The 16229-nt window shown below is 70.9% G+C and carries 13 protein-coding genes; 11 read left to right on the plus strand and 2 right to left on the minus strand.

The window, feature by feature from the left end; all coding sequences use genetic code 11:
• Positions 1–22 precede the first annotated feature (22 nt).
• Positions 23–1648: a bifunctional aspartate transaminase/aspartate 4-decarboxylase gene (locus O2L01_RS00400; protein ID WP_270119398.1), complete on the minus strand. Its 1626-nt coding sequence runs from the start codon at positions 1646–1648 to the stop codon at positions 23–25.
• Positions 1620–1949: a hypothetical protein gene (locus O2L01_RS00405; protein WP_270119399.1), complete on the minus strand. Its 330-nt coding sequence runs from the start codon at positions 1947–1949 to the stop codon at positions 1620–1622. Before O2L01_RS00405 ends, O2L01_RS00400 begins: the two co-directional genes overlap by 29 nt.
• Positions 1950–2165: 216 nt before the next feature.
• On the opposite strand from O2L01_RS00405, the gene O2L01_RS00410 reads away from it, so the two are divergent.
• The 11 genes from O2L01_RS00410 (at position 2166) to O2L01_RS00460 (ending at position 16208) form a co-directional block, all read left to right on the plus strand.
• Positions 2166–3983: an ABC transporter substrate-binding protein gene (locus O2L01_RS00410; protein WP_270119400.1), complete on the plus strand. Its 1818-nt coding sequence runs from the start codon at positions 2166–2168 to the stop codon at positions 3981–3983.
• Positions 3980–5047 carry an ABC transporter permease gene (locus O2L01_RS00415; protein ID WP_270119401.1) on the plus strand — a complete coding sequence of 356 codons (1068 nt, stop codon included), beginning with the start codon at positions 3980–3982 and terminating at the stop codon, positions 5045–5047. Before O2L01_RS00410 ends, O2L01_RS00415 begins: the two co-directional genes overlap by 4 nt.
• A 7-nt stretch (positions 5048–5054) precedes the next feature.
• Positions 5055–5963 carry an ABC transporter permease gene (locus O2L01_RS00420; protein ID WP_270119403.1) on the plus strand — a complete coding sequence of 303 codons (909 nt, stop codon included), beginning with the start codon at positions 5055–5057 and terminating at the stop codon, positions 5961–5963.
• Positions 5960–6940, plus strand: coding sequence for an ABC transporter ATP-binding protein (locus O2L01_RS00425; RefSeq protein ID WP_270119404.1), 981 nt, complete (start codon positions 5960–5962; stop codon positions 6938–6940). Before O2L01_RS00420 ends, O2L01_RS00425 begins: the two co-directional genes overlap by 4 nt.
• Positions 6930–7946, plus strand: coding sequence for an ABC transporter ATP-binding protein (locus O2L01_RS00430; RefSeq protein ID WP_270119405.1), 1017 nt, complete (start codon positions 6930–6932; stop codon positions 7944–7946). The genes O2L01_RS00425 and O2L01_RS00430 overlap by 11 nt, the downstream gene beginning before the upstream one ends.
• Positions 7943–8767, plus strand: coding sequence for a M55 family metallopeptidase (locus O2L01_RS00435; RefSeq protein WP_270119407.1), 825 nt, complete (start codon positions 7943–7945; stop codon positions 8765–8767). Before O2L01_RS00430 ends, O2L01_RS00435 begins: the two co-directional genes overlap by 4 nt.
• Positions 8760–10064, plus strand: a complete 1305-nt coding sequence (locus O2L01_RS00440) for a M20/M25/M40 family metallo-hydrolase (RefSeq protein WP_270119408.1) — start codon at positions 8760–8762, stop codon at positions 10062–10064. Before O2L01_RS00435 ends, O2L01_RS00440 begins: the two co-directional genes overlap by 8 nt.
• A gap of 60 nt (positions 10065–10124) precedes the next feature.
• Entirely contained in the window at positions 10125–12059 is a 1935-nt protein-coding gene (locus tag O2L01_RS00445) for a S9 family peptidase (RefSeq protein ID WP_344469071.1), read from the plus strand.
• Positions 12056–12979 carry a S66 peptidase family protein gene (locus O2L01_RS00450; RefSeq protein ID WP_270119411.1) on the plus strand — a complete coding sequence of 308 codons (924 nt, stop codon included), beginning with the start codon at positions 12056–12058 and terminating at the stop codon, positions 12977–12979. Before O2L01_RS00445 ends, O2L01_RS00450 begins: the two co-directional genes overlap by 4 nt.
• 165 nt (positions 12980–13144) lie before the next feature.
• Positions 13145–14953, plus strand: coding sequence for a glycoside hydrolase family 3 protein (locus tag O2L01_RS00455; RefSeq protein WP_270119413.1), 1809 nt, complete (start codon positions 13145–13147; stop codon positions 14951–14953).
• A gap of 4 nt (positions 14954–14957) precedes the next feature.
• A complete protein-coding gene (locus O2L01_RS00460) occupies positions 14958–16208 on the plus strand; it encodes an exo-beta-N-acetylmuramidase NamZ family protein (protein WP_374727656.1) in 1251 nt (416 codons plus the stop codon).
• Positions 16209–16229 lie beyond the last annotated feature (21 nt).

Raw genomic sequence — 16229 nt, forward strand, 5'->3', positions numbered from 1 at the left:
CTAGCGGTCGCGCTGCGCGACTCTACTTGTCGCGCTGCGCGTATTCGGTCGTGTACTCGTCGCCGATGCGGCGCAGCCACGACCCGATCTTGCGGTAGGAGTCCATCGGCAGGTTCGCGAGCGAGACGCGCACCGACCATTCCGGACCGTCGAAGCCGCCGCCGTTGAGCAGTACCACCGAGGCCTGCTCGGCGAGGCGGAAGATCGGGTCTGTGGGCTCGTAGTTCTCGCGCATCCACTCGGCGAACTCGGCGCCCAGGTGCTGCTCGGCCCAGCTCAAGAGATCGAGCTCGACGTAGTAGCGGGCCGCGTTCGGGTCCTGCGGGAGGTCGACGCCGAGGCCCTCGGTGAGGGCCTTCATGCGCCGGGCGATGATCGCCTGGCAGTCGCGCTTGTACTGGTTCCCGGTGTCCTTCAGGCAGTGCAGGGCGAACAGGGCCATCTGCACCTGCTGCGGGGTCGAGAGCCCGGCGGTGTGGTTGAGCGCCACGTCCCGGGAGTCGGCCACCATGCGGTCGATGAACCGGATCTTCTCCGGTTCGAGCGAGATCGCCGAGTACCGCTTCGCCAGCGCGTCCTTCTTCGCCTGCGGGAGGGCCGCGATCTGCTCGTCGAAGACGTTGTCCTTGCCTACGGCGATGACGCCGAGGCGCCAGCCGGTGCAGCCGAAGTACTTCGAGAAGGAGTAGACGCCGATGGTGTTGCGCGGGACGACGGACATGAGCGACTGGAAGCCGTCGACGAAGGTGCCGTAGACGTCGTCGGTGATGATCGTGAGGTTCGGGTTGTCCTCTTCGACGATCTTGGCGATCTGGTCGACGGCGGCGGTGTCGAGTTTGACCGACGGCGGATTGGTGGGGTTGACGCAGAAGAGCGCCTTGATACTCGGGTCCTTGAGCTTGTCGATCTCGTCGGGCGAGTACTGCCAGGAGTGGAAGCCGTTCTCGGTGAAGCGGTCGGCTTCGAGCCGGACGACCTCGAAGGAGAAGCGCTCGAGTTCGGGGATCTCCAGGTAGGGGGTGAAGATCGGCGTCATGATCGCGATCTTGTCGCCCCGGTTCAGGAGCCCGTTGACCTGGGAGGAGTCGAAGAGGTAGCACATCGCGGCGGTGCCGCCCTCGGTCGGGAAGAGGTCCCAGCCGCTGTCGGGCGCGCCGCCCATCTCCTGGGCGAGGTAGGCGTGGACGACCTGTTCGGTGTGGACGAGGGCGCGGTCGGGTTCGGGGTAGTGGTCGCCGATGACGGCGTCGGCGAGTTCGGCGACCCACGCGTCGGGGTCGAAGCCGAGGCGGTCGATGCCGTGGTCGACGGCGGCGCCGAGTTCGGCGGCGCCGGGGGCGTCGGAGTGCTTGCCGAGCCAGTCCTTGAGGCGGGCGGCGATGCCGGCCTTCTGGGGCATGCCGCCGAGGTCGGCGAACTCGTCCCAGTCGCGGCGGCACTCTTCGACGGCGAAGAGGTTGAGCTGCGCGAAGGCTTCGCGGGGGGCGGTGGCGGTCCAGTTCGGGTTGCCGCGCCCGGCGTTGATCATGGTGATCGCCTCGAGCTTCTGGTTCTCGTCGGCGAGGGCGATGAGCTCGCCCTTGAGTTCGAACGGGCTGAGCGCTTCGAGGCGCTGCTGCTCATCGCGTCGGGTGTGCTGTTCGGTCATGTGCGGTCTCCTTCGGAATCGGGTCAGGCGAGGACGGCCACGATGAGCGCGCCCCAGATCGTGAGCAGGACGTTGCCGATGGCGCAGGGGATCGTGTGGCCGAGGGGACCTGGCTCTCGGCGGTGTCGGTGACGGCGCCGATGGACGCGGTGGTGGTGTTGGCGCCGGCGACGGGGCCGAGGGCGATGCCCTTGATCGTGAGCTTGCCGACGAGGAAGCCGAGTCCGAGTGCCGGGAAGATCGCTGTCTCAGGGTGTGCCACGAGCGCGTCGGACAGCCAATGCCACATCGCGACCTCCACGCAACTCTCGGTAGTGCCGCTGAATGTAATCGAAATGGAGGGTCCGCCTCCCGGATTCGCGGCGACGGGGCCGTATCATGTTGCGGCAATGAAAACTTTCTTCACTTCATTGACAACTCAAGAAGTGTTCCGTCATTCTGATCGGTACATCGAGGACCGGTGGCGTGCCCGCCGGGGCGCCCGACTCCTGGAACCGAATGCGAGGACTTGCACCCCATGAATCCCCATGCCCTGATACGGCGGTGCCTCTCGGGCGCCGCCGCGCTGGCCCTCTCGGCCGGCGCGCTCGCGGTGGCCGCGCCCGGCGCCGCCGCCCAGGAGGACGAGACCGACAGCCTGCTCATCGCCACGAGCCAGGAGGTCGACACCTTCAACCCGTTCAAGTCGCGGTACACCCTCACGTACAACACGAACATGATGTCCTACGACACGCTGGTCAGGGCCGGTGCGGACGACTACCAGCCCGTGCCGGGGCTGGCGACGGACTGGACGGAGTCCGCGGACGGCCTGGAGTGGACGTTCACGATCCGCGACGACGCGACCTGGTCGGACGGCGAGCCGCTGACCGCGCAGGACGTGGCCTATACGTACAACCTGCTCATCGAGAACCCGGCGATCCACGACTGGAACATCGACTTCTCGGCGAACCTCGTCAGCGCCGAGGCGCCCGACGACACCACGTTCGTGCTCACCCTCCTCGCCCCGGCTCCCGCGGAGGTGCTCAATCGGGCCGTGTTCGTCGTGCCCGAGCACATCTGGTCGGCCTACCCCGACCCGTCCGCCGACGACGCGAACCAGCTGCCGCTGGTGGGCTCGGGCCCGTTCCAGGTCACCGAGTACAAGCCCGACGAGCTGATCCGCCTCGACGCCAATGAGGACTACTGGGCGGGCGCGCCCGGCTTCGACGAGGTGGTCTTCGACTACTACGCCGAGACCGACGCGGCCGTGGCCGCGCTCGAAGCGGGCGAGGTCGACATCGTCAACGGCCTCAACCCGGCCCAGATGGACGCCCTGAAGGGCCAGGACGGCATCACCGTCAACAACGCCCAGGGCCGCCGGTACGTGTCGCTCACCATCAACCACGGCACGGTCACGCAGGACGGCACCGAGTTCGGCGACGGGCATCCGGCGCTCAAGGACCCGGTGGTGCGCACCGCGATGCACACCGCGATCGACAAGCAGGCCCTGGTGGACACCGTCCTCGACGGGAACGGGACCCCGGCGACCTCGCTGATCCCGGCGATCTTCGAGCAGTGGCACTGGGACGGCGGCGACGATCTCGTCGAGTTCGACCTCGACGAGGCGAACCGCCTGCTCGACGAGGCCGGCTACGCGCGCGGCGAGGACGGCGTCCGGACCATGCCCGGCGGCGGCGACCGGTTGAGCTTCCGGTTCTACTACCACGCGGACGAGACCAACTACGCCACCATCGTGGACTTCGTGACCGAGTGGTGGACCCAGATCGGCCTGGAGATCAAGCCCGAGCCGATCGAGCAGGGCACGCTCAACGACCTGGCCTACCTGGGCGAGTTCGACATCGCGTTCTCCGGCTGGGGCGTGGGCCCGAACCCGACCGAGCAGCTCGGCATGCACACCTGCGCGGTCCTGCCGACCCTGACCGACGGCACCGAGCGCGCCAGCGAGAACTCGTACTGCAACCCCGAGTTCGACGCGCTCCACGAGCAGCAGAAGCTCGAGTCCGACCCGGACGCGCGCGCCGAGATCGTCAAGGAGCAGCAGCGGATGCTCTACACCGACGCGCCGGTGATCTGGCTGTACTACCAGAACGTCATGGAGGCCTACCGCAGCGACCACGTGACGGGCATGCTCACCCAGCCCGCCGAGAACGGCATGATCACCGGCCAGGAGGGCTTCACCTGGTCCTACTGGTCGGCGCAGCCGGCCGGTGCTTCGGAGGACGGCGGCACCCCGGCGTGGGTCTGGATCACCGTCGCCGCGGCGGTCGTCCTCGTGGCGGCGGCCGGAGTCTTCTTCGTGCTGCGGCGCAGGAAGACGGCGGACGAGCGCGAATGACCGACGGCATGCCCTCCGGCACGACCGAACCCGCGGACGGGGCCTCCACCGAGGCCCCGTCCGCGGGGCGCTCCGAGCGGCGCGGCTCCAGCGGCTTCGGGCGGTACCTGCTCAAGCACGTCGGCGGCGCGGCCGTGTCGCTCCTGCTCGTGCTGTTCTCCTCGTTCTTCATCTTCCGGCTCATCGCCGGGGACCCGATCGACCAGCTCACCAAGGAACGGCCGGTCACCCCCGAGCAGCGCGAGGCGATGCGGGCCGAACTCGGGCTCGACAAGCCCTTGTGGGCCCAGTTCGTCGACTACATCACCGGGACGCTCAGCGGCGACCTCGGCAGCTCCTTCCAGTTCCGCAGGCCGATCTTCGACCTCATCGTCGAACGGCTCCCGGCCACGCTCCTGCTCTCCGGCACGGGCATGGTGCTCGCGGTCCTGCTCGGCTTCTGGATCGGGACGCGCTCGGGCTGGCGGCAGGGCAGCCGCTTCGACAAGGGGCACGTCGCGACCGGCCTGCTCCTGTACTCGGCGCCCACGTTCTGGCTCGGGATGATCGTGATCCTGGTCTTCGCGCGGTACCTGGGGCTGTTCCCCGTCAACGGGATGCGCTCGCCGGACACCCCGCCGGAGTTCTGGCCGCAGGCGGTCGACATCGGCTACCACCTGGTGCTGCCGGTGCTCACCTACACCGCCGTGGTCTACGCCGGGTACCTCATGATCATGCGGTCCTCCCTGTTGGACGAGATCGGCAGCGACTACCTGACCACGGCCCGCGCCAAAGGGCTGCGCGACGACGAGGTGCGGACGAAGCACGCCGTGCCGAACGCCCTGCTGCCCACCGTGACCCTGGTGTTCCTGGCCCTGGGCGGCGTGGTGAACGGCTCGATCGTCACCGAGACCGTCTTCTCCTGGCCCGGACTCGGCAGCCTGTTCGTGCAGTCGATCTTCTACCCGGACCGCCCGGTCCTCCAGGCGCTGTTCGTCCTCTTCTCCAGCTCCACCATCCTCGCGGTGCTCGGCGCGGAGATCCTCTACTGGTTCATCGACCCACGCATCAGAAGGTCCGGCTGACACGGTCATGACGACGACACCGATTTCCCCCCGCGCCCTCAGATGGGCGCGCAGGCGGCAGTCCTTCACGCGTTCCTGGAACGCCTACCGCAGCCAGCGCACCGGCATGATCGGCCTGGTCCTCTTGGGCGCCATCGTGATCCTCGCGCTGGCCGCCCCGCTCCTGATCGACCAGTCGCAGCTCAGCGTCACGCAGGCGACCGGCGAGCGGATGGCCCCGCCCAGCGCCGGGTACCCGCTCGGCACCGACGAGGTCGGCCGCTCGATCCTGGCGCTGACGCTCTGGGGCTCGCGCCTGTCGCTCCTCATCGGACTCACCGCAACGGTGGTCGCGATCGTCATCGGCACCGCCCTGGGCGTCACCAGCGGCCACATCGGCGGCTGGTACGGCTGGGTCGCGCTGCGCGTCTCCGACTGGTTCATGGTGCTGCCCAGCCTGGTCGTGGCCATCGCGCTGCTCGCGGTGCTCGGACGGAGCATGTCGACCACGATCATCGTGATCGCGCTCGTCTCCTGGTCGGGCACGACGCGACTCGTCCGGGCCCAGACGCTCACGGTGCAGGCCCGGCCGTACCTGGAGCGCGCCCGCGCGCTCGGCGCCGGGCACTGGCACCAGATGAGCAAGCACATCCTGCCGAACGTGCTCCCGCTCGTGCTCGCCAGCGCGACCCTGCTGGTGCCCTCGGCGATCCTCATGGAGTCCTCGCTGGCCTGGCTCGGGCTCGGCGACCCGAACGTGGTGTCGTGGGGCTCGATCCTCAACCGCGCCTCCAACAACGGCGCCGTCTCCGCGCACGCGTGGTGGTACCTGCTGCCGCCGGGCCTGGCGATCCTGCTGGTGGTGCTCGCGTTCATGATGTGCGGACGGGCGCTGGAGGCCGTGTTCAACCCGAGGCTGCGAGGTGAGCAGGGGTGACGCTCCTGGAGTTCAAGGACCTGCGGGTGACCTACACCGGTTCGCGGGGGCGCCTCCCGGCGCTGCGCGGTGTGGACCTGACGGTGGAGGCCGGGCGGACGCTCGGCATCGCGGGCGAGTCGGGCTGCGGGAAGTCGACGCTCGCGATGGCGGTGCTGCGGCTGCTGCCCAAGACCGCTGAGGTGTCGGGCGAGATCCTGCTCGACGGCGAGGACCTGCTCGCGATGGGCTGGGGGCGGCTGCGCGCCGTGCGCTGGACGGGCGCGTCGATCGTCTTCCAGGGCGCGATGCACTCCCTCAACGCGGTGCACCGGATCGGGCGGCAGGTGGCCGAGCCGATCCTGGTGCACGAGAAGGGGACCACTCCGGCGCAGGCCGCGAAGCGGGCCGAGGCGCTGCTGGAGCGGGTCGGGCTGCCGGCCTCGCGGATGCGCTCCTACCCGCACGAGCTGTCGGGCGGGCAGCGCCAGCGCGTGATGATCGCGATGGCGCTGGCCTGCGATCCGCAGCTGGTGATCGCCGACGAGGCGACGACGGCGCTGGACGTGATGGTGCAGGCCCAAGTGCTGCAGTTGATCTCGGGACTGGTGACCGAGCGGGGCGTGGGGCTGATGATGATCAGCCACGACCTCTCGGTGCTGTCCTCGGTGTGCGACGAGGCCGCGGTGATGTACGCGGGCCGGGTCGTGGAGCGGGGGCCGGCGCACGAGGTGTTCGCGAACGCGCGGCACCCGTACTCGGCGGCGCTGGGCGCGGCGTTCCCGGTGATCGGGGACCCGGCGGCGCGCAAGAACCCGGGCGGCCTGGCCGGCGACCCGCCGGATCCGGTGCGGCTGCCGGAGGGCTGCTCGTTCCGGCCGCGGTGCGCGGTCGCGGTGGAGCGGTGCGGCGAGGATTCGCCGGAGCTGCTCGAGGTGGGCCCGAAGCGGGTCAGTGCTTGTTTCGTCGCGCAGGAAGGGATGCCCGTTGTCCTCTGAGGAGAAGACGCTGACGGCCCGGGGTCTCCGGGTCGAGTTCGGGCTGCCGGGCGGGCGGGTCGCGCGGGCCGTGGACGGGGTGGACCTGGACGTGGCGCCGGGCGAGATCGTGGCGCTGGCGGGCGAGTCCGGTTGCGGGAAGACGACGTTGGCGCGCACGCTGCTGGGCCTGGAGAAGGCGACCGGCGGGACGGTGGCGTTCGACGGTGTGCCGCTGCGGTATTCGACGCGGGCGTTGAAGGCGTACCGGCGGCAGGTGCAGCTGGTGCTCCAGGACCCGAGCGGGGCGCTGAACCCGCGGCACACCGTGTACGACGCGGTGGCCGAGGGGCTGCGGATCCACGGGATCACAGACGACGAGCCGGGCCGGGTGGCCGATGCGCTGTCGCGGGCGGGTCTGCGGCCGCCGGAGCAGTTCTTCCTCGCGTACCCGCACGAGCTGTCGGGCGGGCAGCGCCAGCGGGTGGTGATCGCCGGGGCGCTGGTGCTGGAGCCGAGCATCCTGGTCGCGGACGAGCCGGTGGCGTCGCTGGACGCCTCGGTGCGGGGCGAGATCCTGTCGCTCCTGCTGCGGCTCAAGGAGGAGCAGGGCCTGGGGGCGCTGGTGATCACGCACGACCTGGGTCTGGCGTGGAGCATCGCGGACCGGATCGCGATCATGTACCTGGGGCGGATCGTGGAGCAGGGGCCGGTGGAGCAGGTGCTCACGGCGCCGAGGCATCCGTACACGCGGGCGCTCGTGTCGGTCCTGCCCGCCTCTCCCGTCTTGAGAGAAGCCGTGGCGGAGCCGATCGTGCTCGCCGGAGAGCTGCCGGACGCGTCGAAGATCCCGGGCGGGTGCCGGTTCCGGCCCCGCTGCCAGGAGGTCGCCTCCGGGAACGCCCTGCCGGTACTGCACCAGTGCACCGGCGAGGACCTGAAGGTCCTTGGGCCGGAAGCGGATTCGCATCAGGTCGCGTGCCATCTCGATCGGTCCTTGCACGGGGATGCGAGGATTGGGGTGTGAAAATCCTCGTCAGTGCCGATATGGAAGGCGCCACGGGCGTCACCTGCCCCGACGACGTGCTGCCGGGAGGCCCCGGCTGGGAGCGGATGCGGCCGCTGTTCACCGACGAGGTGAACGCGGCCGTGGAGGGCCTGCACCGGGGCGGGGCCCGCGAGATCGTCGTCAACGACGCGCACTGGTCGATGCGGAACCTCATGCCGGAGCGGTTCGAGTGGCCGGTCACGGTGATCAGCGGACGGCACAAGGAGCTCTCCATGATGGAGGGCGTGCGGGACGCGGACGCGGTGGTGTTCCTGGGGTACCACGCGGGGGCGGGCCTGGAGGGCGTGCTCGCGCACACGTATCTGGCGAACACGATCACCGGGGTGTGGCTCGACGGCGTGCGCGCCAGCGAGGGCCGTCTGAACGCGGCCGTGGCGGCCGAGTTCGGGGTGCCGGTGATCATGGTGACCGGGGACGACAAGACCGTGGAGGAGGCGCGCGACTACGCGCCCAAGGCGGTGGGCATCGCGGTGAAGGACTACATCTCGCGGTATGCGGCGGCGTGCCGGACCCCGAAGTGGGCGGTCCGGGCGATCCGCAAGGGCGCTGCCGAGGCCGTGGCGCTGGCGGGGCGGCGGGCGCCGGTCGCCGAGCCGCACCGGATCGAGGTCGAGTTCGACGCCGAGCACCTGGCCGGGGCCGTGACGGTGATCCCGGGCGTGGAGCTCGCGGGCGAGCGGCGGGTCGCGTTCGAGCTCGCGACCATGTACGAGGCCATCCGGTGCTTCAAAGCCGTCACCCAGATCGCATCGGCGAGTCTGGAAGAGCAGTATGGTTGACGCCCAAGCGCTCGCGGAGGTCGTCCGGTTCACCTCCGAGCTGATCCGGATCGACACCACCAACCACGGCGGCGGGGACGGGAACGAGCGCGAGGCCGCCGAGTACGCGGCCGCGAAGCTCGCCGACGCCGGCATCGAGGCGCGGATCCTGGAGAAGGCCCCGAACCGCTCCAATGTGGTCGCCCGTATCGAGGGGACCGAACCGGAGGCCCCGGCGCTGCTGGTGCACGGGCACCTGGACGTGGTCCCGGCCGAGGCGGCCGACTGGAGCGTGGACCCGTTCTCCGGGGAGATTCGAGACGGGATGCTCTGGGGCCGCGGGGCGATCGACATGAAGTCGATGGACGCGATGGTCCTCGCGGTCGTGCGGTCCTGGGCCCGTGAAGGGTTCCGGCCGCGGCGGTCGATCGTCATCGCGTTCACCGCCGACGAGGAGGCCAGCGCGGAGTTCGGCGCGGGGTACCTCGCCGACGCCCACGCGGAGCTGTTCGCGGACTGCACCGAGGGCGTCTCGGAGTCCGGCGGGTTCACCTTCCACGGCGGGAACGGGCTGCGGCTCTACCCGATCGCGGCGGGCGAGCGCGGGACGGCGTGGCTGCGGCTCTCGGCGCGCGGCACGGCCGGGCACGGTTCGCGGGCCAACCCGGACAACGCGGTGAGCAAGCTCGCGGCCGCGATCGCGCGGATCGGCGCGCACCGGTGGCCGGTGCGGCTGACGCCCACGGTGACGGCGGCGCTGACCGAGCTCGCCGAGGCGTACGGCGTCGAACCGGACCTGGACGATGTGGACGGGCTCCTGGCGAAGCTCGGCCCCGCCGCGCAGCTGGTCGAGTCGACGCTGCGCAACAGCGCGAACCCCACGGTGCTGCAGGCGGGGTACAAGGTGAACGTGATCCCCGAGCACGCCTACGCCGAAGTGGACGGCCGGGTGCTGCCGGGCGGCGAGGCCGAGTTCGAGGCGACCATGGACGAACTGTGCGGCCCGGACGTGCACTGGGAGTACCAGCACCGGACGCGGCCGCTCGCGGCCCCGGTCGACTCGCCGACGTTCGCGGCGATGCGCGCGGCGGTCCGCAGGTTCGACCCCGAGGGGCGTCCGGTGCCGTTCTGCATGTCCGGCGGCACGGATGCGAAGCAGTTCGCGCAGCTCGGCATCACCGGGTACGGGTTCTCGCCGCTCGGGCAGACCGCTGAACTCGGGTACGGGCGGCTCGCACACGGCGTGGACGAGCGGGTCCCCGTCGAGGGGCTCGAGTTCGGGCTGCGGGTCTTGGACGACTTCCTGCGGAACGCATAGAGGAGAACACTGGTGCAGCAGTCCCCTTACGGCGCTTGGGAATCCCCGATCACCGTCGACATGGTCGCGGCCGCGGACGGGCGGCCCGGGTTCCTCGGGACCGTCGGCGAGGAGCTGTGGTGGACCGAGCCGCGCCCCGAGGAGGGCGGGCGGCGGGCCCTCATGCGCCGCAAGGCGGACGGGACCGTGGCGTCGGTGCTGCCGGAGCCGTGGAACGTGCGCAGCCGCGTCCACGAGTACGGCGGCACCCCCTGGACCGGCGTCATCGGCGAGCGCGGCCCGCTCGTGGTCTTCACGGACTTCGCCGACCAGCGGCTGTACGCCTTCGAACCCGACGCCGGCGCGGAGCCGCGGCCGCTGAGCCCGGTCGGGTCCGTGCCGAGCGGCATGCGCTGGTGCGAGCCGCTGGTCATGGAGGAGTTCGGCGAGGTCTGGGCGGTGCTCGAGGAGTTCACCGGCGAGCGGCCCACCGAGGTGCGGCGCGTGCTCGCGGCGGTCCCGCTCGACGGCTCGGCCGCCGAGGACCGCGCTAGGGTCCGCGAGCTCACCGACGACTCGTACCGGTTCCTCACCGGCCCGAAGCTGAGCCCGACCCGGACGACGCTCGCGTGGATCGCCTGGAACCACCCGCACATGCCTTGGGACGAGACCGAACTGCGGGTCGCCGGGATCACCGTCACCGGGGAGCTGCGCGACCTCGAGACCATCGCGGGCGGCGACGGGGAGTCGATCGCGCAGGCCGAGTGGGCCGCCGACGGGACGCTCGTCCTCGCCGGGGACCGCTCGGGCTGGTGGAACCTCGGCTGGAAGGAGCCGTGGGGGCCCGAGCAGGGCACGGTCCTCGCCGCCGAAGAGGAGTTCGCCGGTCCCATGTGGACGTTGGGGATGCGGTGGTTCCAGATCCTCGCCAGCGGCGACATCGCCGCGATCCACGGCGCGGGCGAGAGCCGGCTCGGCATCTTCGACGGCTGGGAGCGCAAGCTCAACCCGGTGGAGGGACCCTGGACCGACTGGGCGCCCGGGCTGGTCGCCTTGGGCGACACCGTGTACGGGCTCGCCGCGAGTCCGAACACCGGGTACGAGGTGGTCGAGGTCGACGCCGTGAAGGGCACGACGCGGGTCGTCGCCGCAGCGCACGAGGTCGCCGTGGACCCGGCGTACCTGCCGGTGCCCGAGCACCGGACCTTCGCGGGCGAGGACGGCCGCGAGATCCACGCGCACGTCTACCCGCCGCGCAACCCCGACTACGCAGCGCCCGAAGGGGAACTGCCGCCGTACGCGGTGTGGGTCCACGGCGGGCCGACCAGCCACGTGCGGGCCGTGCTCGACATGGAGCTGGCCTACTTCACCTCGCGCGGCATCGGCGTGGTCGAGGTCAACTACGGCGGCTCCACCGGTTACGGCCGCGCCTACCGCGAACGGCTGCGCGAGCGCTGGGGCGAGGTGGACGTGGAGGACTGCGCGTCCGTCGCGCGGGCGCTGGCCGCCGAGGGCACCGCCGACCCGGCGCGGCTCGCGATCCGCGGCGGCAGCGCCGGCGGCTGGACCGCCGCGGCCTCGCTCACTTCGCCTGCGGCCCAAGGCGTGTACGCGTGCGCGGTGGTGAAGTACCCGATTCTGGACCTCTCGGGGTGGACGGGGAACGACACGCACGACTTCGAATCGCAGTACGTGTACTCGCTCGTCGGCCCGCCCGAGGTCCTGGAGGAGCGCTCGCTCGAGCGGTCCCCCGTGCACCACGCCGACCGCATCACCGTGCCGTTCCTCCTGCTGCAGGGCCTGGAGGACGCGATCTGCCCGCCCGCGCAGGCCGAGAAGCTGCTGCAGGCCGTCGCGGGCCGGGGCGTGCCGCACGCCTACCGCACCTATGAGGGCGAGCAGCACGGCTTCCGGAAGGACTCCACGATCGTGGACGCCGTGCTCGCCGAGCACGCCCTGTACGCGCAGGTCTTCGGCTTCGCAGGTCCCGACTTCGAGTTGGAGCTGAAGCCGTGACCCTCGCAGCGCTGCGGCGCCCGAGGCGGCTCGTGCCCGGCGACAAGGTCGCGATCGTCTCCCCCGCGAGCCCTTATCCCGCAGGCGGTCTCGACGCCGGCCTGGCGGTGCTGCGCAGCTGGGGCCTGGAGCCGGTCCTCATGCCGCACGCCGCCGAGACGCACCTGTTCCTGGCCGGGCGCGACGCGGACCGGGCCGCGGACTTCGCCGAGGCCTGGCTCGACCCGTCGTTCGCGGCCGTCATCGCCTCGCGCGGCGGCTACGGCTCGCAGCGGATCGTCGAGCACATCGACTGGGACCTACTGCGAACGGTCGAACCCAAGGTGTTCGTGGGCTTCAGCGACATGACGGCGATCCACGAGGCCATCGCCCTCGAACTGGGCGCGGCCTCCGTGCACGGCCCGATGCCGAGCTGGACGCTGTTCGCCGAAGGCCCGCAGATGCAGGAGCACCTGCGGCTCCAGCTCTTCGCACCCGAACGGGCGCAGCTCATCGCCTCCCCCGCCGCGAAGCCGCTCATCGGCGGCACCGCCACGGGCGTCACCTTCGGCGGAACCCTCACGCTCCTGGCCGCAGAAGCCGGGACCGCGCACCACCGGCAGGACGTCGCGGGCGGGCTGCTGCTCCTGGAGGACATCGGCGAGGCGCCGTACCGGATCGACCGGGCCCTGACCCAGTTGGACCGGGCCGGGTACCTCGACGGCATCGCCGGGGTCGTGCTCGGCTCGTGGGCCGACTGCGGCCCCTACGAGGCCGTGCGCGAGGTGCTGCACGACCGCTTCGCAGGGAGGGGCGTGCCGGTCGTCGAGGAGTTCGGGTTCGGGCACTGCGCGGGATCGCTCACGATCCCCTTGGGACGCAAGGCGACGCTCGACGCCGACGCGGGGACGCTCCACTTCGGCGAACCCGCGCTCGCCTGAACGTCACCGCGCCTTCATCTGAAAATTCTTTCCGTAGTCTTGCCTTCATCTGAAGTTTTCTGCCAGGATGAGCCGATCGGGTCAACAGGGACACTGCGCACATTCACGGCTCGCAAGCGTCACCGAGGCCCGTCCAACCGATTCCCCGCCAACCTGGAGGAGCCCATGACGCATCCCCGCCGCACCGTGCTCGCAGCCGCCCTCGGCGCCGCCGCGGCCGCCGCCACCGCGAGCGCCGCCCAGGCCGACGGTGCTCAGGACGACAGTGCTCAGGCCGACAATGGCCGGGGCGAGAAGCGGTTCGTCAAGCGCCGCTTGAAGGCCATGAGCCTCGAAGAGAAAGTGGGCCAGCTCTTCACCGTGTACGCGTACGGACGCACCGTGGACACGACCGACGCCGCCGACGTCGCGAAGAACCAGGAGACGCACGGCGTGAACAACGCCGCCGAGCTCATCGCCGCCTACAAGGTCGGCGGGATCATCTACTTCACCTGGTCGAACAACGTCGCCAACCCCGCCCAGATCACCGGCCTCTCCAACGGACTCCAGGCCGCGTCCACAGCGGACGGCGGCGAGCCGCTGCTCATCGCCACCGACCAGGAGCACGGCCTCGTCGTGCGCATCACCGCGCCCGCCACGCAACTGCCCGGCGCGATGGCGCTCGGCGCGACCCACGACACCGGCGCCGCCTACGACGCGGCCGTCATCAGCGGCGCCGAGCTGCGCGCCATGGGCCTCAACACGAACTTCGCGCCCGACGCGGACGTCAACGTCAACCCGGCCAACCCGGTGATCGGCGTGCGCTCCTTCGGGTCCGACGCCGCGCACGTCGCCGCGTTCGCCGCCGCCCAAGTCGAGGGCTACCAGGCCCGCGGGGACCTCGCGGCCACCGTCAAGCACTTCCCCGGGCACGGCGACACCGAGGACGACAGCCACACCGACCTCCCGCAGATCGACCACACCTACGAGGAGTGGCAGGAGGTCGACGCCCCGCCGTTCCGGGCCGCGATCGACGCCGGGGTCGGCGCGATCATGAGCGCCCACATCCAGTTCCCCGCCCTCGACCCGACCCTGACGCCCGCGACGCTCTCGAAGCCGATCCTCACCGGGCTGCTGCGCGAGGAGCTGGGCTACGAGGGCGTCATCGTCACCGACTCGCTCGCCATGGAGGGCGTGCGCGAAGGCTACGGCGACGACCGGATCCCCGTGCTCGCGCTCCTCGCCGGGATCGACATGCTGCTCATGCCCGTCGACCTCGACCTGGCCTACAACGCCGTCCTCGCGGCCGTCGCGAACGGCGAGCTGACCGAGGCGCGCATCGACGAGTCGGTGACCCGCATCCTCGGCCTCAAGTACCGGCTCGGGCTCTACGACGACCCGTACGCCGACCCCGACGAGGTCGCGAACGTCGTCGGCATCGCGCCGCACCTCGAAGCGGCCCAAGCGCTCTCGGACCGGACCACGACGCTCGTCACCAACGACGGCACCCTGCCGATACCCGTCGACGGCGGCTCCGTCCTCGTGACCGGCTGGGGCGAGACCACCACGAACCTGCTCACCGCCGAGTTCACCAAGCGCGGCTTCGCCCCCACCCGCGTCGTCACCGGCATCGCGCCGACCCGGGCGCAGATCGACGCGGCCGTGGCCGCCGCCGCGGGCAAGGGCTTCATCGTAGTGAGCACCAACGGGGTCGCGGACAACCCGACCCAGGCGGACCTCGTCAAGGCCCTCGCCGCCACGGGCGTGCCCGTGGTCGCGCTCGGCGTCAAGAACCCCTACGACATCGCGCACCTCGGCGACGACGTCAACGCCTACCTCGCGACCTACTCGTACGCGGCCGACGGGCTCGAATCGGCCGTCGCCGTCGTGCTCGGGCACCTCGCCCCGCAGGGCAGGCTGCCCGTGGACATCCCGAGCGCCGAGGACCCCGAGTCGGTGCTGTTCGCCTTCGGCCACGGCCTCTCGTACGAGTAAGGGGATTCCCATGCAGCGCAGGAAACTCCTCGGGGGCGCACTGGCCGGGGCCGCGCTCGCGACCGCCGCCGCGGGCCCGGCCGCGGCAGGCGGGCGGCGGGTCCGCACCGGCATCGAAGTCCTCGCCGAAGACGGCTTCGCCGAACTGGCGGGCCAGAAGGTCGGCGTCATCTCCAACCCCACGGGCGTGCTCCCCGACCTCACCCACGAGGTCGACCTCATGCACGCCAGCGGGAAGGTGGACATCGTGGCCGTGTTCGGGCCCGAGCACGGCTTCCGCGGGGTCTCGCAGGCCGGCGAGGGCGAGGACTACTTCCTCGACCCGAAAACGGGCATCCCGGTCTACAACGCGTACAACGACAAGGACCGGATGGCCGAGCTCCTGGCGGAGGCCGGGGTCGAGACGCTGGTCTTCGACATCCAGGACGTCGGCTCGCGGTTCTACACGTACATCTGGACCATGTACCTTGCCCTGGAGGCGGCCGGGCAGCTCGGGCTGCGGTTCGTCGTGCTCGACCGGCCCAACCCGATCACCGGCCGCGAGGCGAGCGGGCCCGTGCTCCACCCCGAGCACGCCACCTTCGTCGGCCTCAAGCCGATCGCGCAGCGGCACGGCATGACCGTGGGCGAACTCGCGTCCCTGTTCAACGGCGAGTTCGCGCCCGCACCCGCCGACCTCACCGTCGTGAAGATGCGCGGCTGGAAGCGCGACATGTACTTCGAGGAGACCGGCCTGCCCTGGGTCGCGCCCTCGCCGAACATGCCCACCGTCGCGACGGCCGTCGCCTACCCCGGGACCTGCCTGTTCGAGGCGACCGCGCTCTCCGAGGGGCGCGGCACCACGAAGCCGTTCGAGCTGCTGGGCGCGCCCGGCGTCGACCACACGTGGGCCGAGGCGGTCCAAGGGCTGCCGGGCGCGCGGTTCCGCGAGGCGTACTTCACGCCCACGTTCTCCAAATGGGCGAGCAAGGTCTGCGGCGGCGTCGAGCTGCAGGTGACCTCCCGGCGCGACTTCGACCCGATCCGCACCGCCCTCACGATGATCATCGAGCAGCGGCGCGCCTTCCCGCAGTACGGGTGGCGCTCGCAGGACACCACCTCGTTCTGGCTGGACAAACTGACAGGGAACGGGGCGGTCCGTCAGGCGATCGAGGCGGGCGCCGGCATCGACGACGTCACGACGCTCTGGACCGCCGAATTGGATGCGTTTTCCGAGCAAAGAGAGTCGTATTTGCTCTATCGCCGCACCGCTTAGTGATGGCACGATAACCAGGAG

The organism is Glycomyces lechevalierae (assembly GCF_027622945.1).
Lineage (GTDB): Bacteria > Actinomycetota > Actinomycetes > Mycobacteriales > Micromonosporaceae > Glycomyces > Glycomyces rutgersensis.

Coding starts and splice junctions, on each gene's coding strand:
- O2L01_RS00400 (WP_270119398.1), bottom strand. CDS start 1,648: ATGACCGAACAGCACACCCGACGCGATGAGCAGCAGCGCCTCGAAGCG.
- O2L01_RS00410 (WP_270119400.1), top strand. CDS start 2,166: ATGAATCCCCATGCCCTGATACGGCGGTGCCTCTCGGGCGCCGCCGCG.
- O2L01_RS00415 (WP_270119401.1), top strand. CDS start 3,980: ATGACCGACGGCATGCCCTCCGGCACGACCGAACCCGCGGACGGGGCC.
- O2L01_RS00420 (WP_270119403.1), top strand. CDS start 5,055: ATGACGACGACACCGATTTCCCCCCGCGCCCTCAGATGGGCGCGCAGG.
- O2L01_RS00440 (WP_270119408.1), top strand. CDS start 8,760: ATGGTTGACGCCCAAGCGCTCGCGGAGGTCGTCCGGTTCACCTCCGAG.
- O2L01_RS00445 (WP_344469071.1), top strand. CDS start 10,125: ATGGTCGCGGCCGCGGACGGGCGGCCCGGGTTCCTCGGGACCGTCGGC.
- O2L01_RS00455 (WP_270119413.1), top strand. CDS start 13,145: ATGACGCATCCCCGCCGCACCGTGCTCGCAGCCGCCCTCGGCGCCGCC.